At 50.1% G+C, this 25,651-nt stretch carries 26 protein-coding genes; all 26 read right to left on the reverse strand.

All coding sequences use genetic code 11. The annotated features are described in order from the left end of the window. Positions 1-240: 240 nt before the first annotated feature. The 26 genes from V5J77_RS15320 to mtrB all read right to left on the reverse strand — a co-directional run bounded on the left by V5J77_RS15320 (position 241) and on the right by mtrB (position 25,618). Positions 241-1,335, reverse strand: a complete 1,095-nt coding sequence (locus tag V5J77_RS15320) for a prephenate dehydrogenase (protein WP_338551705.1) — start codon at positions 1,333-1,335, stop codon at positions 241-243. A 4-nt stretch (positions 1,336-1,339) separates the two neighbouring features. Further along, complete coding sequence (gene hisC, locus V5J77_RS15325; protein ID WP_338551706.1) at positions 1,340-2,437, reverse strand: histidinol-phosphate transaminase; 1,098 nt, start codon at positions 2,435-2,437, stop codon at positions 1,340-1,342. 138 nt (positions 2,438-2,575) lie between these two features. Beyond that, complete coding sequence (locus tag V5J77_RS15330; RefSeq protein WP_338551707.1) at positions 2,576-3,358, reverse strand: ABC transporter ATP-binding protein; 783 nt, start codon at positions 3,356-3,358, stop codon at positions 2,576-2,578. A 22-nt stretch (positions 3,359-3,380) separates the two neighbouring features. Next, positions 3,381-5,720 carry an ABC transporter permease gene (locus V5J77_RS15335; protein WP_338551709.1) on the reverse strand — a complete coding sequence of 780 codons (2,340 nt, stop codon included), beginning with the start codon at positions 5,718-5,720 and terminating at the stop codon, positions 3,381-3,383. After that, entirely contained in the window at positions 5,710-6,984 is a 1,275-nt protein-coding gene (locus V5J77_RS15340) for an MFS transporter (RefSeq protein ID WP_338551710.1), read from the reverse strand. The genes V5J77_RS15335 and V5J77_RS15340 overlap by 11 nt, the downstream gene beginning before the upstream one ends. A gap of 203 nt (positions 6,985-7,187) precedes the next feature. Then, the gene (locus V5J77_RS15345) at positions 7,188-7,823 is read right to left on the reverse strand and encodes a TetR/AcrR family transcriptional regulator (protein ID WP_338551711.1); all 636 of its coding nucleotides are present in this window, start codon (positions 7,821-7,823) and stop codon (positions 7,188-7,190) included. 264 nt (positions 7,824-8,087) lie between these two features. After that, on the reverse strand, positions 8,088-8,894 hold the full coding sequence (gene trpA / locus V5J77_RS15350) for a tryptophan synthase subunit alpha (protein WP_338551713.1): 807 nt from the start codon (positions 8,892-8,894) through the stop codon (positions 8,088-8,090). After that, positions 8,881-10,086, reverse strand: coding sequence for a tryptophan synthase subunit beta (trpB, locus tag V5J77_RS15355; RefSeq protein WP_338551714.1), 1,206 nt, complete (start codon positions 10,084-10,086; stop codon positions 8,881-8,883). The genes trpA and trpB overlap by 14 nt, the downstream gene beginning before the upstream one ends. Continuing rightward, positions 10,083-10,841 carry a phosphoribosylanthranilate isomerase gene (locus V5J77_RS15360; RefSeq protein WP_338551715.1) on the reverse strand — a complete coding sequence of 253 codons (759 nt, stop codon included), beginning with the start codon at positions 10,839-10,841 and terminating at the stop codon, positions 10,083-10,085. Before V5J77_RS15360 ends, trpB begins: the two co-directional genes overlap by 4 nt. Continuing rightward, positions 10,841-11,635 (reverse strand): indole-3-glycerol phosphate synthase TrpC, encoded by a 795-nt coding sequence (gene trpC / locus V5J77_RS15365; protein ID WP_338551717.1) that lies wholly within the window; start codon positions 11,633-11,635, stop codon positions 10,841-10,843. The genes V5J77_RS15360 and trpC overlap by 1 nt, the downstream gene beginning before the upstream one ends. Beyond that, positions 11,622-12,677: an anthranilate phosphoribosyltransferase gene (gene trpD, locus V5J77_RS15370; RefSeq protein WP_338551719.1), complete on the reverse strand. Its 1,056-nt coding sequence runs from the start codon at positions 12,675-12,677 to the stop codon at positions 11,622-11,624. Before trpD ends, trpC begins: the two co-directional genes overlap by 14 nt. Beyond that, positions 12,674-14,266 (reverse strand): anthranilate synthase component I, encoded by a 1,593-nt coding sequence (trpE, locus tag V5J77_RS15375; RefSeq protein WP_338551720.1) that lies wholly within the window; start codon positions 14,264-14,266, stop codon positions 12,674-12,676. Before trpE ends, trpD begins: the two co-directional genes overlap by 4 nt. 408 nt (positions 14,267-14,674) lie before the next feature. Continuing rightward, positions 14,675-15,043: a chorismate mutase gene (gene aroH / locus V5J77_RS15380; RefSeq protein ID WP_338551721.1), complete on the reverse strand. Its 369-nt coding sequence runs from the start codon at positions 15,041-15,043 to the stop codon at positions 14,675-14,677. A 1-nt stretch (position 15,044) separates the two neighbouring features. Beyond that, the gene (gene aroB / locus V5J77_RS15385) at positions 15,045-16,142 is read right to left on the reverse strand and encodes a 3-dehydroquinate synthase (RefSeq protein ID WP_338551722.1); all 1,098 of its coding nucleotides are present in this window, start codon (positions 16,140-16,142) and stop codon (positions 15,045-15,047) included. A 3-nt stretch (positions 16,143-16,145) separates the two neighbouring features. Continuing rightward, positions 16,146-17,315, reverse strand: coding sequence for a chorismate synthase (aroC, locus tag V5J77_RS15390; protein ID WP_338551723.1), 1,170 nt, complete (start codon positions 17,313-17,315; stop codon positions 16,146-16,148). A 368-nt stretch (positions 17,316-17,683) separates the two neighbouring features. Further along, entirely contained in the window at positions 17,684-17,851 is a 168-nt protein-coding gene (locus V5J77_RS15395; RefSeq protein ID WP_338551724.1) for a hypothetical protein, read from the reverse strand. A gap of 68 nt (positions 17,852-17,919) precedes the next feature. After that, positions 17,920-18,705, reverse strand: coding sequence for a protein-glutamate O-methyltransferase CheR (locus tag V5J77_RS15400; RefSeq protein WP_338551725.1), 786 nt, complete (start codon positions 18,703-18,705; stop codon positions 17,920-17,922). Between the two features lie 33 nt (positions 18,706-18,738). Then, a complete protein-coding gene (ndk, locus tag V5J77_RS15405) occupies positions 18,739-19,182 on the reverse strand; it encodes a nucleoside-diphosphate kinase (protein WP_338551726.1) in 444 nt (147 codons plus the stop codon). A gap of 28 nt (positions 19,183-19,210) precedes the next feature. After that, complete coding sequence (locus V5J77_RS15410; RefSeq protein WP_338551727.1) at positions 19,211-20,185, reverse strand: polyprenyl synthetase family protein; 975 nt, start codon at positions 20,183-20,185, stop codon at positions 19,211-19,213. A gap of 8 nt (positions 20,186-20,193) precedes the next feature. Further along, positions 20,194-21,048 (reverse strand): menaquinone biosynthesis protein, encoded by an 855-nt coding sequence (locus tag V5J77_RS15415; protein ID WP_338551728.1) that lies wholly within the window; start codon positions 21,046-21,048, stop codon positions 20,194-20,196. Continuing rightward, positions 21,038-21,673, reverse strand: coding sequence for a UbiX family flavin prenyltransferase (locus V5J77_RS15420; protein WP_338551729.1), 636 nt, complete (start codon positions 21,671-21,673; stop codon positions 21,038-21,040). The genes V5J77_RS15415 and V5J77_RS15420 overlap by 11 nt, the downstream gene beginning before the upstream one ends. Then, the gene (locus V5J77_RS15425; RefSeq protein WP_338551730.1) at positions 21,667-22,542 is read right to left on the reverse strand and encodes a UbiA-like polyprenyltransferase; all 876 of its coding nucleotides are present in this window, start codon (positions 22,540-22,542) and stop codon (positions 21,667-21,669) included. Before V5J77_RS15425 ends, V5J77_RS15420 begins: the two co-directional genes overlap by 7 nt. Next, positions 22,539-23,255, reverse strand: coding sequence for a demethylmenaquinone methyltransferase (locus tag V5J77_RS15430; RefSeq protein ID WP_338551732.1), 717 nt, complete (start codon positions 23,253-23,255; stop codon positions 22,539-22,541). Before V5J77_RS15430 ends, V5J77_RS15425 begins: the two co-directional genes overlap by 4 nt. 10 nt (positions 23,256-23,265) lie before the next feature. Further along, on the reverse strand, positions 23,266-24,135 hold the full coding sequence (locus V5J77_RS15435; RefSeq protein ID WP_338551733.1) for a heptaprenyl diphosphate synthase component 1: 870 nt from the start codon (positions 24,133-24,135) through the stop codon (positions 23,266-23,268). A gap of 142 nt (positions 24,136-24,277) precedes the next feature. Continuing rightward, positions 24,278-24,901 (reverse strand): hypothetical protein, encoded by a 624-nt coding sequence (locus V5J77_RS15440; protein WP_338551734.1) that lies wholly within the window; start codon positions 24,899-24,901, stop codon positions 24,278-24,280. A 495-nt stretch (positions 24,902-25,396) separates the two neighbouring features. Further along, positions 25,397-25,618, reverse strand: a complete 222-nt coding sequence (gene mtrB / locus V5J77_RS15445; protein WP_046232031.1) for a trp RNA-binding attenuation protein MtrB — start codon at positions 25,616-25,618, stop codon at positions 25,397-25,399. Positions 25,619-25,651 lie beyond the last annotated feature (33 nt).

The following is a 25,651-nucleotide window of genomic DNA, read 5'->3' on the forward strand; positions in this document are numbered from 1 at the left end:
AACTTATGTTCTGAGAATGAACATGGACCGCCTCAATGGCGGTCTTTTTTTGTTCCTTTTTGGGTGTATCTGCAAACCCACTTAGAAACCCTTTCACCTCTTTTTCGCCCGCTGCTTCTTTATGGTTGCTTGACGCCCCAGATATGCCTTCTATTTATTTTGCTACGTAAGTTCAACTAATAGCCATAAACAAAAAAAGCCCCGCAAAGCTCAAAAGCTGCTGCGGAGCCCATTTCCTATTTACTGATGAACTGCAAAGCCCGCATCTGCAAGCACAAGCTGGGCCTGATCCAAATCCTCCTGCGTGCGGAAGGACAGCCTTAGAATGCCCGGAACGTCCTCTCTGCTCTCAATAATATGAATGTTGCTCAAATTGATGCGCTCCTTGCCAAGGTCGCTGGCGATTTTACCGATAATGCCGGGATGATCGGGTACGTCTACATAACAATCATAGATCGAATGCAGCATGCCCTTGCGACGCTCAGGAAGCTTGCTGCGGAATTCACCGGCTGTGCGGAACGCTTCCTCTATGCCTTCGCCATCCTCTCGCTCGAGCAGGTCTGCGAATGTGGCGATTTCGGCATTCCAATCCCTCAGCAGCTTAAGCAGCACACTTTTGTTATTGACCAAAATATCGCGCCATATGACAGGGTCGCCTGAAGCGATACGGGTAATATCGCGGAAGCCTCCCGCTGCAAGCGAGGCATAAAGCTGATCCTGCTCATTGTAGCCGCGAATCTGGTTGACCAGCGCCACTGCAATCATATGCGGCAGATGGCTGATCGCGCCCACGATTTCATCATGCGAATTTGCGTCTACACTGACAATATTCGCTTTCGTCAGCGCAAGCAGCTCAGTGAGCTTGTCCAGCTGACTCTGCGGTGTCGACGCATCAGGCGTGAGGACGTAAAAAGCATTTTCAAACAAATGGGTCGATGCCGCTTCAACGCCGGAGCGCTCCGAGCCTGCCATCGGATGCCCGCCGATAAACGATACGCCGGGCTGGCTCTCCAGCCTCCGTCCACATAATGCCACGGAAGCTTTCGTGCTGCCGACATCCGTCACAATACAGCCCGGCTTCAGCGGCAGCTGGCTCAGCTCATCTACATACTCCTCTAGCTTGCCTACAGGAACACAGAGGAATATAAAGTCAGCGTCTGAAGCCGCCTCACGAACAGATGTCGTTGCCGAATCAACGACGCCACGATTGACATATTTTTCTGCGGAGGAAGGACGGTTGGAATAGCCGACAACCGTTACGTCCGGCTTGCCCTTAAAACATAGAGCAAGCGATCCGCCAATTAATCCAACGCCAAATATCGCTATTTTTACCATAACCTTATGACTGCACCGCCACTTCCTGCAAAACCTGCTCCAAAGCAGCTATAAACTGCTCATTTTGCTCCTTCGTGCCAACGCTGACCCGAATATAGGTCGGGTAATACGTCCAGCGGGAACGAATAATAAAGCCTTTGCGCAGCAGCGCATTAAATACTTCCGGAGATGGACGCTTTACATCGACCATAATAAAATTGCCATGCGCCGGATAATAAACAAGGCCCAGCCGGTCAAACTGAGCAGCAAAATAAGCGATGCCCGCTGCATTTTGCCCCACAACATGCTGAATAAAAGCCTGATCAGTCAAGGCCGCTTTAGCCGCTGCCTGCGCGATTCTCGTTGTATTAAAGGGCTCCCTCACCTGATTAATGAAGCGCAGCACCTCCGGGTCGCCAACGCCGTAACCAATGCGAAGCGCCGCTAATCCATACACCTTCGAGAATGTGCGAAGTACGACCAAATTCCGGTAGCTGCTAAGCAGTTCAATACCATCGGGGAATTCCGGATCGGTTACGAGCTCGCAATACGCCTCATCCAGCACAACGAGCACATGGCTCGGAACCTGCTGCAAAAAAGCAGTCAGCTCAGCCTTCGTCACAATCGTGCCGGTCGGATTGTTCGGATTACAAATCCAGATGATTTTCGTTCGCTCCGTTACCTTCGCCAGCATCGCAGGAAGATCGTGCTTGCCATCCTTGAGCGGCACCTCAATGATGCGAGCGTTCTCAATTTCAGCGTTGTGCTTGTACTGCGGGAATGTCTCGTCCGCCATAATCGTTTCGTCTCCTGCAACGAGAAACGCACGAGCCAGCATTAAAATAATTTCACTAGAGCCTGTGCCGAAAATCAGCTGCTCCGGCTTTACGTTAAGATGGCCCGCAAGTGCTGCTGCAAGCTCAATGCTCGCACCATCAGGATAAATATTCGTTTGGTTTAATTCTTCCATGATTGCCGCTTTAGCCTGCTCCGAACAACCATAAGGATTTTCATTGGAAGCCAGCTTCGTAACTTCAGTTAGGCCTAGCTCTCTCTTCACATCTTCAACCGGCTTGCCAGGCTGATAGACAGGGAGATGTAAAATATTATTTTTTGGCTGCATACTGCCGATCACCTCTTCTTATATATCTACAGATTAATTGATATATAAATATCAATTGCATAAGGCTTATTGTCTCACATCTTGCCCCGCTTTAAAAGATATTCTGCTGCAATTGATGGTGACCGCCATAAGAATAGTCTAAAATCCCATATCTGCAAGCCAGGAGGACAGATTTGCTTCCCTCTCCTTCAAATCAGCCTGTCCAAGCTGTCCGCGCTGCCCAAGCCGCCCCATTACCCGCTCACCGACAATGCAGCCATCTAGCATAAATAAGACGCGCTGTGTTTTGGCAGCCACCTTCGCATCATGGGTCACCAGCATGATCGTCGTCCCCGCCGCCTGATTTAATTCGGTTAAAATAGCCATAACCTCATCGCTTGATTTGGAATTAAGAGCTCCTGTCGGTTCATCGCCAAACAAGATATCCGGCTGATTAATAAGCGCCCGGCAAATAGCTGCCCGCTGGAGCTGTCCACCGGACACCTCCGACTTGTCAGCAGCGGCAAGCTCCGCAATTCCAGTCCGCTGCATCAGATCGCTGGCCCGCCGAACAATAGCGGCGCGACTCTCTCTTTTCGCCCTATAAGCGGGCAAAATAATATTGTCGAGCAGACTGAGATTTTTCAAAAATCCGCTTTGTTGAAAAACAAATCCCATTTTGCTCAAGCGAAGCTGAGCCAGCTGCTCTTCAGATAACCCCCCAAGCTCTTGCCCTTGTATGGCAACACTGCCAGACGTCATTTTGTCCATCCCGCTAATCGTGTACAGCAAGGTAGACTTGCCGCAGCCAGAAGGGCCCATTATAGACACGAACTCCCCTGCCTGTACTTGCAGATTCACATTTTTCAGCACAGCCTGTTCATTATTTTTGCCTGCGAAATAGCTTTTGTTCACATTTTTTGCCTCTAACACGATAGTCATCAAAATGCCCTCTTTTCAAAAATTATTTTGTTGCGCCAGCACCTTTGACATTTGCTGTTATGGTTAAGCTGCTAAACAGCGTCGTTACCAGCCCTACAGCGAGGAATATCAAAGGAATAAGCACATAGGCCACAAGCGGATTAACGACAAATTCGACGCGGGCTGCGCCCACAAATGACATCAGCATACTGACTGCGCCCTGCCCAACACTTCCCGCTGCCGCGGTACCTAACACGATTCCAGCCAGCAATACCGCCAAGGAGCGGATGATGTATTGCTGGCGAATATTTTTCAAGGAAAACCCAAGACTCCTCATAATGACGATTTCAGAAGCGTCCTTCACGATCAGCATGTTGAAAAATAAAGCGGTAATCAGCAGCGCAATGGCGAGTGCTGCCGCTAACGTAAGCACCGTTATTTTTTGCAGCTGGTTTATCGTGGAGCCCAGTGTCTGAGATAAATAATCATCCATAAACGTCACCTTTGCCGGGTAGAAGGCAGCTGCGTATTCAGCCCTTTTTTCGCCAATTGCAACGCCCGGCTTTACATCCAAGCTGACCATATACCAAAGGACGGAATGTGGTTCATAAGGCAGCAGCGCTTTAGCTGTTTTGCCGCCATTGGTCACATCCTGATAAATGCCCGTCAGCTTCAGCACTCGTTTTTCCCCAGCAACGATGAGCGTCAGCGTGTCGCCGAGCTGCTTGCCGCGCTCCTTCGCATGCAAATAAGAAAGAGCGATCTCATCGTTTGCAGCGGGAGCAGCCCCGCTTAAATAAGCTAGCGGAAACAGCGAGAAATCGCCCGTTTGCACGCTCACATTTTCATAGACACCATCGTCGCTGCGCATCTTATAAGAGCTCGTTACGAGCGGCGAATAGCGTTCTACGTCGCTATCGTGTTGAATATAGGCGAGCATCTTGCTGTATCGCTGCGCTACATCGTCTGTTTGCCGCAAATCAATTTGAATATCGCTCTTCCCCGCTCCCATATAGGTCATAAAATCAGGCGATTTCATCGTATTTAAAAAATTGACAGGCACGATGATTAGGAAGAAGCAGAGCGTGAATACGAAGGTCAGCAAACCAAATGTTCTAAACCGGATGAACACATCCTGAATGCCGACAAATATATGAATAGGGATAAAACGGCTGCGATGGAGCCTCAGCCATTTTGTCATCCGCCCTTTAGCCGAAGTGCTGCCTGAGCGCATGGCTTCAACGGCTGATATTCGTTTAAATCCCCCCAAAACGAAGCGGCAGAACAACATTACGAATAGAAAAATACAACCTGCCCCCAGCAAGGGGATGATATAGCTTAGTGCATTTTTCTCAGCTATCCCTATGTAAAGGCTCCGATTCGCCATAAAAGCCCGTTCTGCAAATAAAGAAAGCACCCACCCCGCCATAGTCGCTGTTAAGGCGATCAGCCGATATTTCATTAAATAAAGCTGACGGATATCGCTCCCGGCTATCCCAATCGCCTTCATGACGCCAATTTCATAAACCTCCTCCTCAAGCGCAGCAAGCATCGTAAACCGCAGGCAGAGAAAGGCGATGACGATCAGCAGCACGCTGGCTAAAAGAACGACAACGGCGGCAACGCCATCCGTCAGCGCATTCAATAGCCGAAACCCAGCATATGTAATCGCAGTCCCTTGGTGCGGAAGGCCAGAAGCTAGGTAGAGCTGTTCAAATTCGCTCGTGCGCTCCCCATCATGCAGCAGAAATTCGATCAAATATTCTTTTTCGGCAAAATAGCCCTTAAGCTTCTCCCAATCCGCATCGCTTACAACGATACGCTTTGAGCTGACAATAGACGGATTCATCTGGGCATCCCTAACAAAATTTTTTATCGTAAAGGTTTTGCTGAAGGAGTCCGTCGCCAGTCGCACCGTATCTCCAAGCTCCAAGTCATGCTGCTGCATAAAATAAATCGGCACTGCTATTTCGCCCGGAAGCACATCCAGCCGCTCATTATTCAAATCAAGTAAAAAATCAAACGCTTTGTTTTGTTTCACAAAGCTCATTTCCATGACGCTGCCGGCCTCTGACACGCCGCTGGCGCCAAAATATACATCAGCAGGCTCAATAGAAAGCATCTCAACGGTTTGCTGATCCTTTACCAGCTTGCTTTGACTGGCAAAAGCATCAATCTCCTGCTGATTGATTTCCCCGACATGCATCTGTACAAAATGTGGGACAGCCGCTTTCTCAAACCAGTCATCCACCGAACGAAACAGCTCCAGCAGCATACTTGCGCTGCTTGCTACTAGCAACGACGACATACAAATGAACATAAATAAAATAGCGGTAATCAGCTTATTCCTTGCGATATCCTTTCTCCACACTCTATCTAGCAACTTCCTGCCCCTCCTCTATTTGATTGTGATAAAACCTTTTCGTTACCCAGGCCATCCCCAGCATGGCTGCGAACATGAGCAGCGCAGGGATATAAACCTGCTTGCTAAACGTTTCAAACAGCTTGCCATAGACGATTTGCCCAATAGGTGCTGCGATCTGTGCAACCGCCATAATGATGGCCATCACCTTTCCGAGCAAGTCATTTGGTGTCTGCCTTTGAACCCGGGTCAGCACAAAAATCGAAATGATCGTCAGTGACATCGCAATCGGAATAACACTTGCAATAAATAAAATATAGGCAGGATAATAACCAAGCCCCAGCATCCATGGTGTCAGCGACAGGGATAATGGCAATAGCAAAACGGCAATGATGAGCAGCCACCGAAATAAAGTGCTCATTTTCATTTTTTTCGCAAAGATGCCGATTGTTAGTGCACCCAAAATCGTGCTGCATTCCAAAATGCCCATGCCGACTCCGTAAAGTGTATCGCTGCTATGCATCGTAACCCGCAAAATAATCGGTCCGCCAACGACAAAAAACGGCGTTAAAATAAAATTGAGCAGCGCCGCTAGAATCATCGCCTTTAAAATCGAGCGCTGACGGGCTACATAGGCAAACCCTTCCTTCATATCTGCTGCAAGCGTTGCGACGATATTTTGCTTCTGCTCACGCTTTACAAACGGAATGTCCATAAATAGCTGCATGACGGCTGACAGGAAAAAAGCGATACCGCTTCCGATCAGTAACGTTTGCAGACCAAGAATGCCATACAGGATGCCGCCAAGCACTGGAGCAGCCATTTGGGCAAGAGCGCCGATGCCATTCACCATTCCATTGGCCTGCTCTAGCCGGCTCTCCTGCACCAGCAGCGGGATGCTCGCTTGTACAGCAGGCTGGTACATCGCACTGATTAGCGATAGCAATACCATCACCATACCAATAACAGCAACCGTTGCGTGTCCCCCTGTCAATAGGAACAAAAAGCCCAGAACAACCAAGCAGCTTGCAAAATCGAATATAACGATTAAATGACGGCGATTGAAACGATCAGCGATAGCCCCGCCAATTGGCGACAGCAGCAGCGGGATGCTGGATAACGCATAGAGCGTGCCAAAAATATCCGCCCGCCCTGTAAGATCCAGTGCATAAAGCGATAGGCCAAAGCGCAGCAGAGCGCTCCCTAAAATCGAAATAATTTGTCCTAACAGGAGCAGCTGGAAGTTTCTTCCGAACCACTCTTTTTTCGCTTGGCTTTGTATCATCAATTAGCTCCTCCTTAAAAAATAGGCTTGTTGTTTGTTGTTGTAGACTGACCGTCAGTCTATAATATTCAAAAAAATAAGCGGCCATACAAGCGTAACCAGCCATTGAACAGCCAGCAGCAAACTTAAATACGCTAACGGCCACGCCCAAGATGCGCAGCTTGAGTGCAGCGCTAATGCGGGGAATTCCAGATGATTTCGGGTTATTTCGGGTTAATCAGCATATCCAATATAAAATCAAAGCTGCCTTTTTTCGCTCCTAGCGTCGTTTCCATAACATGAATAAAGGCCTTCGCCTTCTGGAACATCTCCTCTGGCTGCCATTCGAATAAACCTTCATCGAACAGAAAAGTGGAAGCTACAATTAAAAATTCAACCGTCTCCTTCGGGTATTCAGTCTGAAAAATTTGCTCCTCTATGCCTTGCTCAATGACTGCTGTTAATACTGGCGCCAAGTGGATAATGGTCTGTACGAGGCTTTTCTGATGCATTTCGGCATTGCCGACCTGGTGAAATTGCTCCAGCAGCAGCTCCTTACGGTCACCATCCTTAGGCTTCTGAACCATCAATATTTGAAACAGCTTGATCAGGGTCGGCAGCTCCGAGCTTGCGGCTATGCTTTTTGCAGAAGCAACATCCGCCGCCACAATCCGCATAATGATTGCATCCATAACCTCCTCTTTGGATTTAAAGTAATAATAAAATGTCCCCTTCGCAATGCCAATCTCCTGAAGGATGTCATTAATCGTCGTTTTATTGTAGCCCTTCGTATAAAAAAGCATTTCTGCCGTATCTAAAATTTCATTTTTACGTTCTTCCGGATCTTTCAGTATACGCATCGTCCGCTTCGTCGCTCCTCTCTATAGACCGTCGGTCGGTCTAGTGCTAGTATAAGCCATAATTTGGGCAAAATCAATGTTATTTTGAGCTGCCATAAGCAAAAACGACTTCGTCGTCCTTCCATTAGACGCTATCGTTTTGGCGATAACGTATAGAGTACGGATAATAATATTCATATCCTGTCCAAGTAAAAAAGAGGCGCAGAATATGCTCCTATTCTGCGCCTCTTATATGATGCCTCCCGCAAAGAGGCTGAGTATGCTCTAGCCTTTCAGATCAGCTACAAACTCGCCGATCTGCTTTAAGCCCTCTGCACGGGTATTCTCCTTCTCAAGCAGTTGAATGGATTCTTCAATTTTGCGTACAATTGCACTGCCTACCACAACACCATCGCATTGCTTGGAGAAGCGCTCCACCTGCTCACGGCTCGAAATACCAAACCCAACGGCGATCGGCAGATCAGTCGCTTCCCGCACAGTAGCGAGAAAATCGTCGATTCCACTGTGGAATTCAGCACGCACGCCCGTTACGCCCAGCGAGGATACGCAGTAGACGAAGCCTTTCGCCTTTTGTGAAATACGTACGACCCGATCCTTGGAGGTCGGTGCGACAAGCGGAATAAGGTGAATGCCCGCGGCTTCCGCCAGCCGGCGAACCTCGGCATCCTCTTCAATCGGCAGATCGGGAATGATCAAGCCGCTGATTTCTTTATTTTTCACCAGCTCCATAAACGCTTCCAGACCGAACTGCAGCACCGGATTAAAGTAGGTGAACAGGATGAAAGGCAGCTTCACGCCGGCTTCACGCGCCTGCGCCGCAGCTTCAATGCAGTCGCGCAGCGTAATGCTGCTTCTCAAGGCACGCTCGGAAGCTCGCTGAATGACTGGACCATCCGCAAGCGGATCAGAATAAGGAACGCCCAGCTCGATTAGATCTGCACCGGATTCCTCCAGCTGCTTAATAATCGACAATGAGGTTGAAAGGTCAGGATCTCCTACCGTTATAAAAGGGATCAGCGCGGTACGCTTTTCCTCACGTAGCTTTGCAAATACCGTATCAATGAGATTCATCAACTGCGCCTCCCAGCTTGCTCATAATCGTCTCTACATCTTTATCGCCGCGGCCGGACAGGCTGACAACAATAATTTGATCTTTATCAAGCGTTGGTGCCAGCTTGACCGTCTGGGCAATCGCATGCGCCGACTCCAGCGCTGGAATGATGCCTTCTGTTCGCGACAGCAGCTGCAAGGCATCCATTGCTTCATCGTCCGTAATCGGAAAATATTCCGCGCGGCCCGAATCCTTCAAATACGAATGCTCAGGGCCAATGCCAGGATAATCGAGACCAGCCGAAATGGAATGTGCAGGCAGCACTTGTCCATTGTCATCCTGAAGCACATAGCTCAGCGAGCCTTGGAATACGCCATGACGGCCTTTCGTCATCGTTGCCGCATGCTCATCGGTCTCAACTCCGCGTCCCGCTGCTTCAACACCGATCAAACGCACAGCCGCATCTTCAATAAACGGGTAAAAAATACCGATCGCATTGCTGCCGCCGCCAACTGCTGCGACTACATAATCCGGCAGACGTCCTTCCTCTGCCACAATTTGCTTGCGCGCTTCGTCCCCGATAATCCGCTGAAAATCGCGGACGATCATCGGATATGGATGCGGCCCTGTCGCCGAGCCCAAAATATAATACGTATCGTCTACATGGCTAACCCAGTAGCGGAGCGTTTCATTACAGGCATCCTTAAGTGTGCGTGTTCCCGAAAGAACCGGCACGACTTCGGCTCCAAGCAGCTGCATGCGGAAAACATTGAGCTGCTGGCGCTTCATATCTTCCTCGCCCATAAATACTTTGCATTCCAGTCCAAGCAATGCCGCAATCGTTGCCGAAGCAACCCCATGCTGGCCAGCGCCCGTTTCGGCAATAATTTTCGTTTTGCCCATGCGCTTTGCAAGAACGCCCTGACCGATTGTATTATTGATTTTGTGGGCGCCCGTATGGTTTAAATCCTCACGCTTCAAATAAATTTTAGCACCGCCAAGCTGCTCGCTCAGGCGCTCTGCATAATAGAGCGAGGTAGGTCTGCCTGAATATTTATGCAGCAAATTGCGGATTTCCTCTTGGAAGGATTCATCCTTGGAATAGTGATTGTACGCTTCCTCCAGCTCAAGCAGTGCGTTCATCAATGTCTCGGGAACATAACGGCCGCCAAACTTGCCATAGCGACCATTTTCATCCGGTACTCGGTTCATCGTTGCATCACCTTTCTGACGAATAATTTAATTTTCTCAATATCTTTAACGCCGTCCGTCTCTACTCCGCTGGACACATCGAGGCCGTTCGGAGCATACGCAGCTAACAATTCCTGTACGTTGTCCGGGTTTAGACCACCCGCTACATAAAGCGGCACATTCAATTGCGCTGCCGCCGTTTGGTAGTCAGCGATAACCTCCCAGTTGAACGCTTTGCCCGTACCTCCCCCGGCAGTGTCGATCAGAACAGCATCGACCTTGCCACCATAAGGAGCGAGCCGAGCAGTTGCCGCCTCCACCCCAGCAAGAGCATCTCCGTCCTTATCAGCAGCTTTATCAGCATCTTGGTCAGCTCCATTGCCAGCAGCCTTCTCAGCCTGAACAATTGCTTCCTCGCGTATAGAAAATACCTTCCACACCTTAACAGCAAATTGCTCACGTACCGCTTCGCAAAAAGCCGGTGTTTCACTGCCATGCAGCTGTACCACGTCGAGCGGAGCAATAGCCAGCGTCTCGCGCAGCTCCGCAAGCGCTGGATTGACGAATACGCCGACGGTTTGGGGACGCTGCCCTGCTGCCGCCTTCAAGCCGTGTACTGCCGCAACCAGCTCTGCTGCTTGCGCAGGCAGCACTTGACGCTTGCTAGCCGCAAATACAAATCCAATATCATGGAACGGCAGCCCGTCCATTTGCTGAATCGTCTCTACCGTTTTCAGGCCGCAAATTTTAATCCGGGGAAGCGTCTGCGCCTGCACTAGCGTCTCACCGGACCCATCAAGTCTATAATAGCCTGACCTGCATCAGCCTGGCGCATGAAATGCTCGCCAATTAGAACCCCTTGCGCGCCAATACGTTGCAAATAATCCATATCTGCCGGACCGGCAATGCCGCTCTCGCTAATCACGGTCACCCCTTGCGGCATCAAGCCGATCAGCTGCTCCGTTGTACGCAGATCCGTGACAAAGCTTTTCAAATCGCGATTGTTGACTCCAATAAGCGTCGCTTTGTTCAGCTCAAGCACCGCCTCCAGCTCCTCGCGGTTGTGCACCTCGACCAGCACATCCATGCCAAGCGAAACAGCTGTATCATACAGCTCAGACATTTGCTGCTTCGTCAATATCGCCGCAATGAGCAAAATCGCATCCGCGCCAATGACTCTCGCCTCGTACACCTGACGATAATCAATCATAAAATCCTTGCGGAGCAGCGGAAGGCTAACCGTATCCCTCACGAGCGTCAAATACTCGTTTGCCCCTTGAAAATACTGCCTGTCTGTCAGCACGGAAATACAATCCGCGCCGGCCTGCTCATACGCAGCTGCCAGCTCCGCCGGGTGAAATTCAGGGCGAATCAGCCCTTTAGAAGGCGAAGCTTTTTTCACCTCGGCAATGAGTCCAACCGTGCGCTTGCGGCCCGTAGTCAATGCACGCTCAAAGCCGCGGCACGGAGCAAGCTCGGCAATCGTCCGCTCATATTCCGCCAAATGGAAGGTGGAGGATAGCGCTTCAACCTCTTCGCGCTTTGTTGCTACGATTTTATCCAAAAACATGGGTCAGCTCTCCTGTCGTTTGAATGAGGCCAAGCAGCTTTTGCTCGGCTAATCCGGAATCAATCATGTCCGCCGCGATTTTAACACCATCTGTCAAGCTCGCAGCAGCTCCGCCCACATAAATGCAAGCCCCTGCATTCGCAAGCACGATATCGCGATAGGCGCCGCGCTGCTCTCCGCTGAATATGCCGCGAATAATCGCCGCATTGGCTGCTGGATCGCCGCCGAGCACCTCGCTGATCGGGTAGCGGGTGAGGCCCAGCTCCTCCGGCGTAATTTCATACGTGCGAACCTCGCCGCCTCGCAGCTCCGATACTCGAGTTGGTGCCGAAATGCTAATTTCGTCCAGCCCGTCGTTGCTGCTCACGACCATTGCACGTTTGACGCCAAGCTCTGCCAGCACCGAAGCGACGGTATCCGTTTTCTTAGCATCATACAAGCCGATTAGCTGGCGATCAGCACCAGCAGGATTCGTCAGCGGGCCCAGCATATTAAATATCGTCCGTATGCCCAGCTCTTTACGTGGAACAGAAGCATGGCGAAGCGATGGATGGTACAGCTGCGCAAACATGAAGCAGATGCCGACCTGCTTCAGACATTCCTCCGCCTGCTCCGGCGTGAGCGTAATTTGCACGCCCAGCGCCTCCAACACATCAGCGCTGCCCGCTTTGCCTGACATCGCGCGGTTGCCATGCTTGGCTACGCGAATGCCGGCTGCCGCCGCAATAATCGCCGAGGACGTCGATATATTGAATTTATGAATACCGGAGCCGCCTGTACCGCAAGTATCAAGCAGCCCTTCCTGCTCAGTCTGCACATGGCTCGAATGCGCCCGCATCGCCTGAGCAAAGCCTGTAATTTCGTCCTTCGTCTCGCCCTTCATACGCAGCGCCGTCACGACACCTGCAATTTGAACCGGCGTCGCATCGCCATTCATAATAATATCCATAACGGAGCGGGCTTCTTCGCGTGACAAATGCTCGCTGCCGATTAATTTAGTTAACGCGCTTTGCATCGTAATCGGTGTTAGACTGTTTGTCATTGTCCGAAGCCCTCCCCTGCTTTAATGTAATAATCGCTATTAATGGCATTGAAGCTCTGAACACTTACGTCTCCAGGCTTGCCAAACAGCTGTTCAGCGGCCCGAATGGCCGTCAGCAGCGCCTTCGCTTTATTCACCGTTTCGGTATATTCGCTTTCCGGAACAGAATCCCAGACGATGCCTGCCCCGCTCTGCACGTAGGCTTTGCCATTTTTGAAAATGATCGTCCGAATCGTGATGCAGGTGTCGAGCGTACCGCCGAAGCCTAAATAACCAATCGCTCCAGCGTAAGCGCCGCGAGCTTCATTTTCAAGCTCAGCGATAATTTCCATCGCCCGCAGCTTCGGTGCGCCAGACACGGTGCCGGCAGGAAGACAGGAGAGAAACGCATCGTAAAAATCCTTGTCCTCCCGCAGCTTGCCCGTCACATTCGAAACGATATGCATAACGTGGGAGTAACGCTCGATTTCCATGAAGGAATCGCATTTCACCGAGCCGAACTCGGATACGCGGCCAATGTCGTTGCGACCTAAGTCAACAAGCATCAGATGCTCCGCGCGCTCCTTCTCGTCTGCCAGCAAATCCTGCTCCAGCGCCAGATCCTCCTCCGGCGTTTTGCCGCGAGGGCGCGTTCCGGCGATTGGGCGGGTTTCCACCTTGCTGCCATCTACCTTAACGAGCGCCTCCGGCGATGTGCCGACGATTACCTCTTCGCCCATTTTCAAATAATACATGTAAGGTGAAGGGTTCATCGTGCGAAGCACGCGGTACACATGCAGCGGATCAACGTCGGTCTCAATGCTGAAGCGCTGGGACAGCACCACCTGGAAAATATCGCCTGCGCGAATGTACTCCTTCGCTTTGTCGACATTGGCGATGAACTGCTCCTTCGTCAAATTAGACTGCACCTCGCCAACCTCAGGCATCGTAGGCACGCCTGCCCCAATTGGAACGGGGATTTTCACCTGCTGCTGCAAGCGCTCTACCGTCGCTTCGATTTTGGCAACTGCTGCGTTATACGCCTCTTCAACGCCATAGGACTGAACAATGCCAGTCTGCGTCGTCTCCTTCGGCACATGCACATTGCCGATAATTTGCAGCTGCTGCTTGAAGTGGTCGAACACGATGACTTGATCGCAGAACATAAACTGCAAATCGTTCATTTCTAAATCATCAACGCGGTGAGCTGGAAGCTTCTCATAATATTGCAGCAAATCGTAGCCGAAAAATCCGATCGCCCCGCCCGTAAAAGGAGGAAGATGGGACATCGCCGGGCTGCGATAGTAACGAAGATGATCCTTCAGCAAGCTTAGCGGCTTATCGTCGAAGCTGATTTTTTCACCATTTTTCTCAAAAATCATTTTGCCGTTTTTGCCGTACAGCATCATAAACGGATCGGTCCCAATGAAAGAATAACGCGCCCATTTCACGCCGCCCTCTACACTTTCAAGCAGAAATGCATGCTTTTCCTTGGCAAAATGCTGAAATAGCCGAATCGGCGTCTCCGTATCCGCCATCATATAACGAACGATCGGAATGAGATTGTATTCCTCCGAGAGCTTGACCACTTGCTGTAATTCACTATTCATCGTTACGTCCCCCTTCTCGCTATGTGTAGACACATTCAAAATAAAAAGCCCCTGCCAAGGCAGGGGCGTTGATTTAAGATGAGGACAAAAAAGTAAAGGCTAGCCTGCAAATAAACCTATAGCAGCATCTTGTGCAAACGTTTGTACGCAAACGTAAACAGCTGTCGCCATCTCCTACGATGGATAGACTCTTCTTACGTTGAAATAGAAATCGACTATAAGCGCTAAACTTATACATCCTCTATTCCATCATTACGCACTCTGCTCTACAGTCATTATATTCGCAACTTGGCTATACTCGTCTCTGCTCTGCTCATCTAATTTCAACTAAACCTGCTCACTTGCTACTCAACTAGTCTCATTTACTTCATCCAATATACAACATCTTGTGCCTGATCGTCAATTAGATTAGGATTGCGTTAAATCTGGACGAAGCACCTGGGCTCCTCCCAAGTACACATGCTTAATTTCGGCTTGCGTTTTATCCGTATTCACGGTGACCATAAGCCTTATACAGCGCGCAAGGCTCCCCTTGACAGGCACCTCCAGCGCGCACATAAGGGGAACTAGCTCCCAGCCGCTCATTTGGCGAATAGCCAATGCAGGGAACGCATCATCCAAATCATTCGTCACTGTAATAAATACGCTGCAAATATCATCAGGCTGAACGTCATTGTCTGCGACAATCGCATGCAGCATTTCTAGTGTTGCTTTTAAAATAGGCTCTTTCTCGTTTGTATCGACGGTAATTGCCCCGCGAATTCCCCTAACGCTCATATTACTCGGCCTCCTGTTTCAATTCCTCCACAATTTCCCGAACCCATGACGCCGGTACATCCTTCTTGATTTCCACTTCGCCCATAGCCGTAGGCACCACAAACACCATCGTGCTTTCACTGAACTTTTTGTCATGCATCATCGCTTCCATAATCGCGTCCACGTCGAAGTGCTCTGGCAGCTTCACCGGAAGCCCGCATTTGGCAAGCACGCGCTTCGTTGTAGTATAGACGTCCTCAGGCGCTCCGTAACGCAGGCCAAGCTTGGCCGAGCCAATCATGCCGATTGAGATTGCCTCACCATGAAGCAGCTCGCCATAACCGGCTACAGCCTCCAGCGCATGGCCAATCGTATGACCCAAGTTCAGAATGGCACGCAGATCATTTTCACGCTCATCCTTAGAGACGACAGCCGCTTTCACACTGCAGCCCATATATAAGGCATAGCCGAGCGCATCTGGATCAAGCGCCAGCAGACGCTCGGAGTTTTCATCGCACCACTGCACGAAAGCGTCATCCCAGATGAAGCCGTGTTTGACGACCTCCGACAAGCCTGCACTTACGTCGCGCGGCGGCAGCGTCTGGAGCGTAAACAAATCATAAAGCACCATTTCCGGTTGATGGAAAGCGCCGATAATATTTTTCGCCAGCGGGTGATTGACTGCCACTTTACCGCCAACGCTGCTGTCATGCGCCAAAATCGTCGTCGGAATTTGAATGAATTTCACGCCGCGCATATAGGACGCAGCTACGAAACCAGCCAAATCGCCAACTACGCCGCCGCCAAGGGCAACGATCGCCGACTTGCGGTCAAGCCCCGCCTTCAGCGCATGAGTGACCAATTCCTCCAGCATCGCCAAAGACTTCGAGCTTTCGCCCGACGGTACAATTGCTGTCGACGGCTGGAAGCCTGCTGCGCTTAGCGCATTTGCAAGCGGCTCCAAATAATGGGGTGCCACCTTATCATCCGAGATGATTAACAGCGGAGATTTTTTGCTAATGCCATGCTTTTCGAAAAAAGAGGGAGCCTCCTGCAAGAGACCCTCCCCGATATAAATTGGATATGAGCGCTCGCCTAAATCAACCGTTAGCTCTCTCATCCTTTAGTACCTGCCAATTTGCTCTAGGTATTGATTCAGGTTCGAGCGAATTTCCTCAATGGAGTCGCCGCCGAACTTCTCAAGAAAAGCTTTCGCTACTTCAAAAGCCACAACATGCTCCATTACAACGCTAGCTGCCGGAACCGCACAGCTGTCGGAACGTTCCACTTGCGCCGTGAATGGCTCCTTCGTGTCAATGTCTACGCTGCGAAGCGGCTTGTAAAGCGTTGGAATGGGCTTCATTACACCGCGGACAACGATTTGCTCGCCATTGGTCATGCCGCCCTCGAATCCGCCCAGACGGTTCGTCGCTCTCGTATAGCCTTCCTGTGCCGTATACAAAATCTCGTCATGCACCTGTGAGCCGCGCAGCTTCGCTGCTTCAAAGCCAATGCCGATTTCGCAGCCTTTGAAGGCATTAATCGAAACGACTGCGCCTGCAATGCGCGCATCCAGCTTGCGATCCCATTGCACATGGCTTCCCAGTCCAATTGGCACGCCTTCAATAATGCACTCGACCACGCCGCCGATGGAATCTCCTTCGGCTTTAATTTGGTCAATGTAAGCGGTCATTTTCTCTTCGGTTTCTTTATCAACGACGCGTACAGGCGATTCTTCCGTAAGGCGAATGAGCTCATCCAGCGGCAATTGGTTTGCCGGCGCTTCAATCTCGCCAATGCGGATAACCTGTCCACCTACTTTAATGCCGAATTCAGCAAGAAGCTGGCGCGCTACTGCGCCTACCGCTACGCGTGCTGCGGTCTCGCGGGCGCTGGAGCGCTCCAGTACGTTGCGAAGGTCCTTCAAATTATATTTCAAACCGCCGTTCAAATCCGCATGTCCAGGACGCGGACGGTGTACGCGGCGCTTCTCTTCATCTCCGCCTTCAATTGGGGCGATGTTCATTACACTTGTCCAATGCTTCCAGTCATTGTTCTCCACAATTAGAGCTACAGGAGCGCCAGTCGTCCGACCATGACGAACGCCGCCGACAATGTTTGCCGTATCCTTCTCAATTTGCATGCGACGACCGCGGCCATGGCCTTTCTGGCGACGGTGAAGCTGAAAATTAATTTCCTCAAAATCAATGGTTAAATTGCTAGGAAGACCCTCAATAATGGCGGTCAATTGGGGACCATGTGTTTCCCCCGCTGTCAAATAACGTAAACTCAACCTAAAGCTCCTCCTTCAACGCAAACAACCTAATATGGCCTGGGGCGCTGCAAGCGTGCGCATTGTGCCGATTATTAGGCGTTTGCTATCATCAGCTACCCTAAACATCTTTGCTCATTATAGTACAGCCTTGCGGGTTTGACAAGAAATGCGCGCCGCCGATCCGCGTCCAAGCGCCATTTTTATCTCAAGGCGAAACGGCTCCAGCCGTCCTTTGGCGGTGCGGCGCGTTTCAGTCCGAGACATATAGCGAAAGGATGGAAATATCCTATTCTTTCCTCAATGCTGAAAAAAGAGCAGAATCAGAAGCCTGATAGGGCACCTGATCCTGCTCTTTTTCATAGCGACGCCCCTCTATGGGTCTTCCGTCAGCTATTTACCGTGCGCTTGCTCTGCGAATCCGCATAATCGGAAGCGATCTGCTGGGCTTTCAATAATCCCGGCAATTGCCCGCTGTCCAATCCTAAAATTTGCGCGCACTCCTGAATCGATATAAAACCAAGCTTATAGGCTTGAATCACTTTGCGTTTATCCATCCTTCGTTCCGCCTCCAAAATGGTGCTTTACTACCACTAGTATAGGAGATTAAGGAAGACGCTATACATTAATTGCCCGTTTTTCTGTAAAAGAACGTATCTGCCGTATCAAAGCCATATTGGGCTGGGGAAAAAATCTGCTCCGTGCTGCCAACGAACAAAATGCCGCCCGGCTTCAAAGCTTTTGCAAACTTGTGGTACAAAACGCGCTTCGCATCCTCGGTAAAATAAATCATAACATTGCGGCAAACAATGAGGTCGAATCCGCTATCAAACGTATCATGCAGCATATTTTGCTGCTTGAACTGGATTGATTTTTTCAAATCATTCGATACGGCAAAGGCACCATGATCTGGAGAAAAATATTTTTGGCGGAATGCTGGCGGTACATCCTTAAGGGAGCGCTCTAAATAAATGCCTTCCTGCGCCTTCTGCAGCACGATACTATCCAGATCCGTTGCCAAAATCGACGATTTGTTAATCGCGCCAATCTCTGTCAAAATCATCGCCAGCGTATAAGGCTCCTCGCCCGTTGAGCACGCAGCGCTCCAAATTTTCAAGCGGCTGCTGCTTTGCAGCATTTCTGGAAAAAACTGATTTTTCAGCACTTCCCAACGATTCGGATTACGCCAAAACTCCGAGACGTTAATCGTCATGCGGTCGAGAAATTCATTCATTAACGTTCGATCATTTTCTAATTTCTTCCAATATTCATCAAAGGTCTGGAATCCATGCTTCATGCGCAGCGTCGTAAGCCTGCGTTTCATTTGCGCTTCCTTATATTGCGATAAATCAATATTGGTCTTATCTCTCATCTTCTGGATAAACGTTGCAAAATCGCGATCTTCCGTCATTATGCCTTCAGCCTCCGTTTGTATCGCAACTGGCTAAACCCAGCGCTGCATCGTTTGTTCGTATTCCACAAGCTGTTCAGGAGTGAAGAAAATAGAAATTTCCCGCACGGCATTTTCAGGTGAATCGGAGCCATGAATTAAATTAAAATTCGTATGTACAGCAAAATCAGAGCGAATGGTTCCTGGAAGCGCATCCACTGCGTTCGTCTTGCCAATTAAAGCACGGGTTAGCGCGATGACGTTATCGCCTTGCCAAACCATCGCAAACACGGGACCAGAAGTAATAAATGCCAGAAGCGGCTCATAAAAAGGCTTGCCTTCATGCTCCTCGTAATGCTTTTGAGCAAGCTCCTTACTTACGGTCATAAACTTCGCTGCAACCAATTGAAGCCCCTTACGCTCAAAGCGCGACATAATTTCACCAATAAGGCCACGCTGAACACCGTCAGGCTTAATCATTAAAAAAGTTCTTTCCACTTGTAGCAGCTCCTTTTTCGCATCTTGATTAATAATTGCGTTTGCCGACAAAATGTGCGATATCGGATAAGTTCTTCTTCGCCGGAATAGCGGGCAATTCCTTCAAAGCAGCCAGAGCTTTCTCGACATACTTTGCTGCAAGCTGCTCAGCGACATGAATGCCTTTGCTATTTTTGATCAAATCAATCGCTTCTCGCGTATCCACATTGCCATTATGCTCGCGAATACGGGCAATTTCCACAAGCAGACGCTCGCGGGTTGCTCCATCCTGCAGAGCCAAAATAACGGGCAAAGTAATGTTGCCCTGTCTAATGTCAGAGCCCGGCGGCTTGCCGATCTGCTTCTCGGTTCCGAACAAATCAAGCAAATCATCGCGAATTTGAAACGCCATGCCCACATTGTAGCCATATTCATACAGCCGGTTTGCCGTCTGTCTGTCCCCATCTGCTGCAATAGCTCCAAGCTGGCAGCTTACTGCAATGAGCAATGCGGTTTTGCGCCGGATGCGCAGCAAATAATGGCGTATGGTTTGGTCCGTATTGAAAAAATAACGGATTTGCTCCATTTCGCCAATGCCCATCTGTACAATCGCCTTGGACAGCACCTGATGAATTTGCGGGTTGCCGAGCTCCGTGGCAATAACGAGCGCTCTGCCGAAAATATAATCTCCCGTATACATCGCAACCCGATTATCCCATTTGGCCTTGACCGTAGGCTGGCCGCGTCTGGTAGCTGCGTCATCAATTACATCGTCATGGACAAGCGAGGCCATATGAATCAGCTCAAGAGGCACAGCAATTTTTTTCATAACCTCAAGATTATAGCGCCCAAACTTGCCCGCAAGCAGTACAAAAACAGGACGCAGCCTTTTGCCGCCTGCCTTGAGCAGATGAAGGGATGCCTCGCTCAACAGCTTATGCTCGAAAGTGACGCTGCGCTCAAGCTCCTTCTCTATTTGCGTGATATCGCCTTTTAATTTTGCGTACATATCTAATAGTTTCATTCTTTCACCTATTCGGCAGAATTGTCTTCGTAGAACGCCAGCTGAGCCTCATGGTCCAGCAGCCCTAATTGTGTCGCATAACGGAAATACAGCGCCAGTCCCTCGCGCAGCTTCTGTCCGAAATCATATTGCAGACATGTAAAATAGTCCATCCAATACGAGCGTTCGCCGCCAAGCTCGCTGCAAGCCTTGTCCACGAGTGGGGACAAGTTGGCAAGATTGTGACGCTTAGTCGCCAGCATCGCCTGATGTAAATCATGAATTTCCTGTGGAAAGGCTGCTGCCGCTTCCTTATGAACCGCCACAACCGCAAAGGTCATGCCGAGACCCGTCCAGCGGTGCCATAGCTCCCCAAGATCAATGATGTGCAGCCCTTCACTTCTCCAAGAAGCATGAATAGCCGGGTCGCCAATGATGAGCGCCCCATCCGCATCCTCTAGCATCTGGTCAAGCACTGGCTCAGCAGGAATATATTCCGCATCAAGATCGTAATAAAGCTTCATAACAATTTTGAGCAAATTAACGGAAGTGGCTGAAGCGGTTGTGACCGCAATTCGCCGTGGACGCACTCGCTCAATTGGCTGCTTTAGGAACAGCAGAACCGAATTAACCCGGCCCACCGATCCTACGCATAGGTCAGGGAGCAGCAAGTAGTCTTTGCTGTTTAAGCCGTAAGCATAGGAGGAGACGGCCGAAGCCTGAAGCTCTCCCTCTCGCAGCTTGCGGTTCAGCTCTGCCGGAATGCGAGAACACAGCCCGAGCTCAGAAGCATCGAGACGCTGGTCAAGACCAACAAAAAGCGGCCATGCGTTTGCGTAATCAATTTCTCCAATCATCAGGGGCAAGCTGTCTTTAATCAGCATCAGGCCCATCCCCCCATCTTGTAAACAATGCATGCTCAATCCCCATGCAATCTAATAATTTGCCAACCAAAAAATCAATCATGTCATCCATTGATTGCGGCTTATAATAAAAGGCCGGCATAGCTGGAACAATCGTTACGCCCAGTTTTGCAAGCTTAAGCATGTTTTCCAGATGAATCGCATGCAGCGGTGTCTCGCGTGGCAGCAGCAGCAGCTTGCGCCCTTCCTTGAGCATCACGTCTGCCGCCCTTGACAGCAAATCATCGGAAATGCCGTGAGCGATGGAGGCGAGCGTCCCCATGGAGCAAGGCGCAACGACCATCCCCTGTACCCGGAAGGAGCCGCTGGCAATGCTAGCCCCTATATCTGCATTCGGATGCAAAACAAGCCGCTTCGCCTGCACAGCCTCTGCAAAATGCAGCTCGACAGCAGCTTGTCTGCGGCTCGACACCCAGCCCAGCTCTTCCTTGAGCACTCTCCAGCCAGCCTCAGTTACAACGAGATGGACGTCAAAGCCCGCTTTGAGCAGCTCCTCTGCCAGCCGTATGCCGTAGATAGAGCCGCTCGCCCCGGTTATTCCGACTACCCATCTGCCTGCTGCGCCAGCAGCTCTGCCCCCTACCATTTGTGCAATACCATCAAATCAATAATAGCAAACAGAAACAAAACGACACTTAAAGTGCCATTCATTCCGAAAAACGAAAGCTGAACGCGGGAAAGATCGTTTGGACGCACCAGCCAATGCTGATAGAAAAGCATAATAATTGCAAGCACCGTTCCAAGCAAATAAAGCCAGCTCAAGTTTGTCATCAAAAACAAAGTAACAAAGCCTACTGCCGTCACTATGTGGAAGCTGCGGGCAATCCACAGCGCCTTCGCTACACCAAACCGGGCAGGAATGGAATTCAAGCCTTCCTTCCGGTCAAACTCATAATCCTGCGTTGCATAGACGATATCGAAGCCAGCAATCCATAGGGCAATCGTTACATAAAACACCCATGCTGCCGTGTTAAAGCCGCCCGTAACAGCTACCCAGCCGCCAAGCGGCGACAAACCGATCGTTAGTCCGAGAAAAACATGGCACAACCAAGTGAAACGCTTCGTATAAGAGTAGAGCACTAGCATTACGACCGCAATGGGAAGCAGCTTCATCGCAAGCGGAGCCAGATTAGCAGCAGCAATGAAGAGCAGCACGAAGGAAACAATCGTAAATAAAAGCACCTCCGCTGACTTCAGCAAGCCTGCCGGAATAGCCCGATTGCTTGTCCGAGGGTTGCGCAAATCAATCGCAGCATCAATGAGCCGATTAAGACACATTGCAGCGCTGCGGGCACCTACCATCGCAAGTGTAACCCAGCCGATTTCCGCCCAAGAAGGAAGACGCTGCTCCATGACAACAGCGCCCAGAATCGCCCCCATAAAAGCGAAGGGGAGCGCAAATATCGTATGCTCAAACTTTATCATTTCAAGAATAATGCGTATTTTGCGAATCATGTTGGCTTCTTCTCCTTTATGCCTATATGCAGCGCAGCAATGCCTCCAGTCAGCGGGTAGCCCTTCACCTGCTCAAGCCCTGCTTCTTCAAACAGTGCCGAAAGCTGCTTTAGGTCAGGAAAAAGCTTTAATGAATCCGGCAGCCACTTATATTCCTGGAATCGCTTGGCTACCAGCTTGCCGATCATCGGCAAAATTCGTTCAAAATATAAATAATATAAGGCCTTGAATGGCTGCCAGCTTGGTTTAGAAAGCTCCAGACATACGACCTGTCCGCCCGGCTTCACAACGCGGTGCATTTCCTTGAGCACCTGTAAATAATCAGGCACGTTGCGCAGGCCGAAACCAATCGTTACATAATCAAAAGAATTATCCTCATAAGGCAATTGCATCGCATTGCCCTGCACAAGCGTAATTTGCTTGTCGAGCGAAAGCTGCTTCACTTTCTCGTAACCGACATTCAGCATATTTTGGCTGAAATCAAGTCCGCTTATGGCCCCGCTCTCGCTAGCTTGGGCTAGCGATATCGTCCAATCGCAGGTACCGCAGCACAAGTCAAGCGCAGTCTGGCCGCGCTGTACATTCATTTTGCGCATCGTAAACTTCCGCCAAGCCTTATGACGTCGAAAGCTTAACAGGTCATTCATTAAATCGTATTTGGGAGCGATGTTTTCAAATACTGCATGCACATGCCCCTTGGAGTTTGCATCCATTCGTCTAAGGTCACCTCGTCTCGTTGAGAGCGGGAGCAAAACCCGCAATTTTGTAAAGCACTGCATCCAAAATGCGCTGCAGCTCTTGATTCAGCTTGTCTGATTCAAGCTTGCCCGCAATCATTCGGACATCTTCCACAGCCCGCTGTAGCAGCGCCGCAAGCTTAGCATGAATATCATATTTGTTAAACAAGCCGCTAACGTAACCGGCGTCCATCTGCGGACCTTCCAGCATTAGCTGCTCTTCATCCGTACCTACCTGCAAAACATGCCAGTAGGCCCAGCTCTGGTGAAAACGCGCCGGCACCTTGCAGCGAGCAAGCTCCTCCAGCACAATCTCGCAACAGCTTAAAGCGTGGAGCAGCTCCGTCCAATAAAGGGCTGCCGCACCTTCCAGTAAATCTTGAAAGGCAAGAAACAGGCCGCTTTTCAGCTGCACCATGCTGCTAAAATAATCATCAGCCTGAATGGCAGCTTGCTGCATGCGTAAATAAAGGGTAATCTTCAGCCCATTGACTTCGCATACCGCTTGGCTGATCTTGGCTATCATTGCAATCTCTCCGGCTTGTGCCAGCAGCTGGTAGAAACGGCCGCTGAAATAATCGCCGGCAAGCACCTTGAGCTGCCTTGATCGCATCTCGCGCTCCGAGCGGCTTCCATCCTCTACATCAATCTCATCATGCGTATCCAGTCCTAGCTGCACTAAAGACAGCACCAGTGCGAATAGCTCAGCCTTCTCCGCATAAAAGCGGGTTTCGCTAAGGAAAGCTTGAAGCAGGTGCAGACGCGAATCGGGAAAAGCAGGAAGCTGCGTATGGTTTTGAATCATGTCATAATCGACGTACTTCTTCGCTAATTGTGGTACACGATACGGTTTCATGGGGTAAGCCTCCGAACAGAGAAGCAGATATTGCCGCTCAATAATCTAAACTATTATAGCACAACTTTATGTAAGACGCATATGAAGCTGCCCTCAGGATTGGCATTTTTTCAAGCGGAAAGACGGAGCAGGCCATTAATCTTTATTCCGCAGCAGGTCTGGTAGAATAAGTTGGCACCGGCCCATCCCATTTCGTCCACTCTGATGTGTTGCTCATACGCAGCCTCTTCCGCCATAATTCATCATGCAGCGGATCAGCGCTGCCAAGCTCTCCAAGGCTTGCGAGCCAGCTGTCTGTACGCCGAATGTCCATCGCAAGCAGCAGCCGTGATTTCACCGTGCCGTCTGCTTGCCCTGTACGCTCTCCTCCCGCAGAACCTGCATTGCTTTGCAATGCTGCCTCTTCTGCTGGCACAGCGTAGCGGATCAGCACCCGGTTCACATTTTCCATTCTGGCAAATGACAACCGCAGCAATTGCTCAACATCGCGAGTCCATTGTGCTGGCAGCTCTCTTCCCGCCTTCACCTTAAACTCCACTGTCAGAAGTGAGCTCTCCCACTCCACCCGCCTAATCGGCGTAGCCAGCTTTAGGCCAATCATCATATCAACAAGATTGCTGTTCGTCAGCCTTGTTGCAGCAGTTGGCCGAAATACGGCTATCTCACTGCCCGACTCGGACTTTCTCATATGTGGCAGCAGGGAAAGCCCCGCCATTACAGCAAGCACAAAAACCAGCGACAGCAAATAAGGCCTGGCCACTCGCAATATAACCGCCCCTTTCAAGCGTAAACGGCTTTGTCCACTTAGTGACAAAAGCTCGTTTCGCGTAGAAATATAAGCCCTATGATGAGCTGCATGCCTCATTCATCCTTATATTTCAAGCGTAAACGGCTTTGTCCACTTAGTGACAAAAGCTCGTTTCGCGTAGAAATATAAGCCCTATGATGGGCTGCATGCCCCATTCATCCTTATATTTCAAGCGTAAACGGCTTTGTCCATTCTAATGGCAAAAGCTCGTTTCGCGTAAAAATATAAGCCTTATGATGAGCTGCATGCCCCATTCATTCTTATATTTCAAGCGTAAACGGCTTTGTCAATTTTGTGACAAAAGCTCGTTTCACCCTTTTATACCAAGTGTGTACGCGCGAATATGTCCTCATACCCATTGTACAAACATTTGGCCTTGCCTATGCCTGGAGCGGCTGTTTTTGCATAAAAAAACTCCCGCCCTGCATCAAGGCAGAAGGGAGCGGCAGGTCGCTATTGATCGGTCTCTATTTGGCCATGCTTCGTCATGATGACCGCTTTTCCCCGCACCTTAATGGCTGAAGTATGGTCTGTGAACTGCACGATCAGCACCTCGTTGCGGTCCAGCTTTTCGGTGTGATGAAACTTCGTATCTTGTCCGCGGGTCAGTCCAATAACCTGTACCCCTTGATCCTTCGCCTTAATGACGATAAAATCGCTGTTTGTCGGCTCCATTTTCCATCCCCCTTGTCGTTCCTCTCTGATAGA

The organism is Paenibacillus sp. KS-LC4, from assembly GCF_036894955.1.
Taxonomy (GTDB): domain Bacteria; phylum Bacillota; class Bacilli; order Paenibacillales; family Paenibacillaceae; genus Pristimantibacillus.

What these genes read in the sequence shown, in the direction of transcription:
- V5J77_RS15425 (WP_338551730.1), bottom strand. Translation starts at nt 22,542, where the DNA reads ATGATTCGCAAAATACGCATTATTCTTGAAATGATAAAGTTTGAGCAT.
- V5J77_RS15320 (WP_338551705.1), bottom strand. Translation starts at nt 1,335, where the DNA reads ATGGTAAAAATAGCGATATTTGGCGTTGGATTAATTGGCGGATCGCTT.
- trpB (WP_338551714.1), bottom strand. Translation starts at nt 10,086, where the DNA reads ATGAACCGAGTACCGGATGAAAATGGTCGCTATGGCAAGTTTGGCGGC.
- V5J77_RS15410 (WP_338551727.1), bottom strand. Translation starts at nt 20,185, where the DNA reads ATGAAACTATTAGATATGTACGCAAAATTAAAAGGCGATATCACGCAA.
- aroB (WP_338551722.1), bottom strand. Translation starts at nt 16,142, where the DNA reads ATGAGAGAGCTAACGGTTGATTTAGGCGAGCGCTCATATCCAATTTAT.
- mtrB (WP_046232031.1), bottom strand. Translation starts at nt 25,618, where the DNA reads ATGGAGCCGACAAACAGCGATTTTATCGTCATTAAGGCGAAGGATCAA.
- V5J77_RS15430 (WP_338551732.1), bottom strand. Translation starts at nt 23,255, where the DNA reads ATGGATGCAAACTCCAAGGGGCATGTGCATGCAGTATTTGAAAACATC.
- trpC (WP_338551717.1), bottom strand. Translation starts at nt 11,635, where the DNA reads ATGTTTTTGGATAAAATCGTAGCAACAAAGCGCGAAGAGGTTGAAGCG.
- V5J77_RS15400 (WP_338551725.1), bottom strand. Translation starts at nt 18,705, where the DNA reads ATGACGGAAGATCGCGATTTTGCAACGTTTATCCAGAAGATGAGAGAT.
- V5J77_RS15435 (WP_338551733.1), bottom strand. Translation starts at nt 24,135, where the DNA reads ATGAAACCGTATCGTGTACCACAATTAGCGAAGAAGTACGTCGATTAT.
- V5J77_RS15420 (WP_338551729.1), bottom strand. Translation starts at nt 21,673, where the DNA reads ATGGTAGGGGGCAGAGCTGCTGGCGCAGCAGGCAGATGGGTAGTCGGA.
- V5J77_RS15330 (WP_338551707.1), bottom strand. Translation starts at nt 3,358, where the DNA reads ATGACTATCGTGTTAGAGGCAAAAAATGTGAACAAAAGCTATTTCGCA.
- V5J77_RS15345 (WP_338551711.1), bottom strand. Translation starts at nt 7,823, where the DNA reads ATGCGTATACTGAAAGATCCGGAAGAACGTAAAAATGAAATTTTAGAT.
- trpE (WP_338551720.1), bottom strand. Translation starts at nt 14,266, where the DNA reads ATGAATAGTGAATTACAGCAAGTGGTCAAGCTCTCGGAGGAATACAAT.
- hisC (WP_338551706.1), bottom strand. Translation starts at nt 2,437, where the DNA reads ATGCAGCCAAAAAATAATATTTTACATCTCCCTGTCTATCAGCCTGGC.
- V5J77_RS15340 (WP_338551710.1), bottom strand. Translation starts at nt 6,984, where the DNA reads ATGATACAAAGCCAAGCGAAAAAAGAGTGGTTCGGAAGAAACTTCCAG.
- V5J77_RS15395 (WP_338551724.1), bottom strand. Translation starts at nt 17,851, where the DNA reads ATGGATAAACGCAAAGTGATTCAAGCCTATAAGCTTGGTTTTATATCG.
- aroH (WP_338551721.1), bottom strand. Translation starts at nt 15,043, where the DNA reads ATGAGCGTTAGGGGAATTCGCGGGGCAATTACCGTCGATACAAACGAG.
- trpD (WP_338551719.1), bottom strand. Translation starts at nt 12,677, where the DNA reads ATGACAAACAGTCTAACACCGATTACGATGCAAAGCGCGTTAACTAAA.
- V5J77_RS15415 (WP_338551728.1), bottom strand. Translation starts at nt 21,048, where the DNA reads ATGCTGATTAAAGACAGCTTGCCCCTGATGATTGGAGAAATTGATTAC.
- trpA (WP_338551713.1), bottom strand. Translation starts at nt 8,894, where the DNA reads ATGAATCTCATTGATACGGTATTTGCAAAGCTACGTGAGGAAAAGCGT.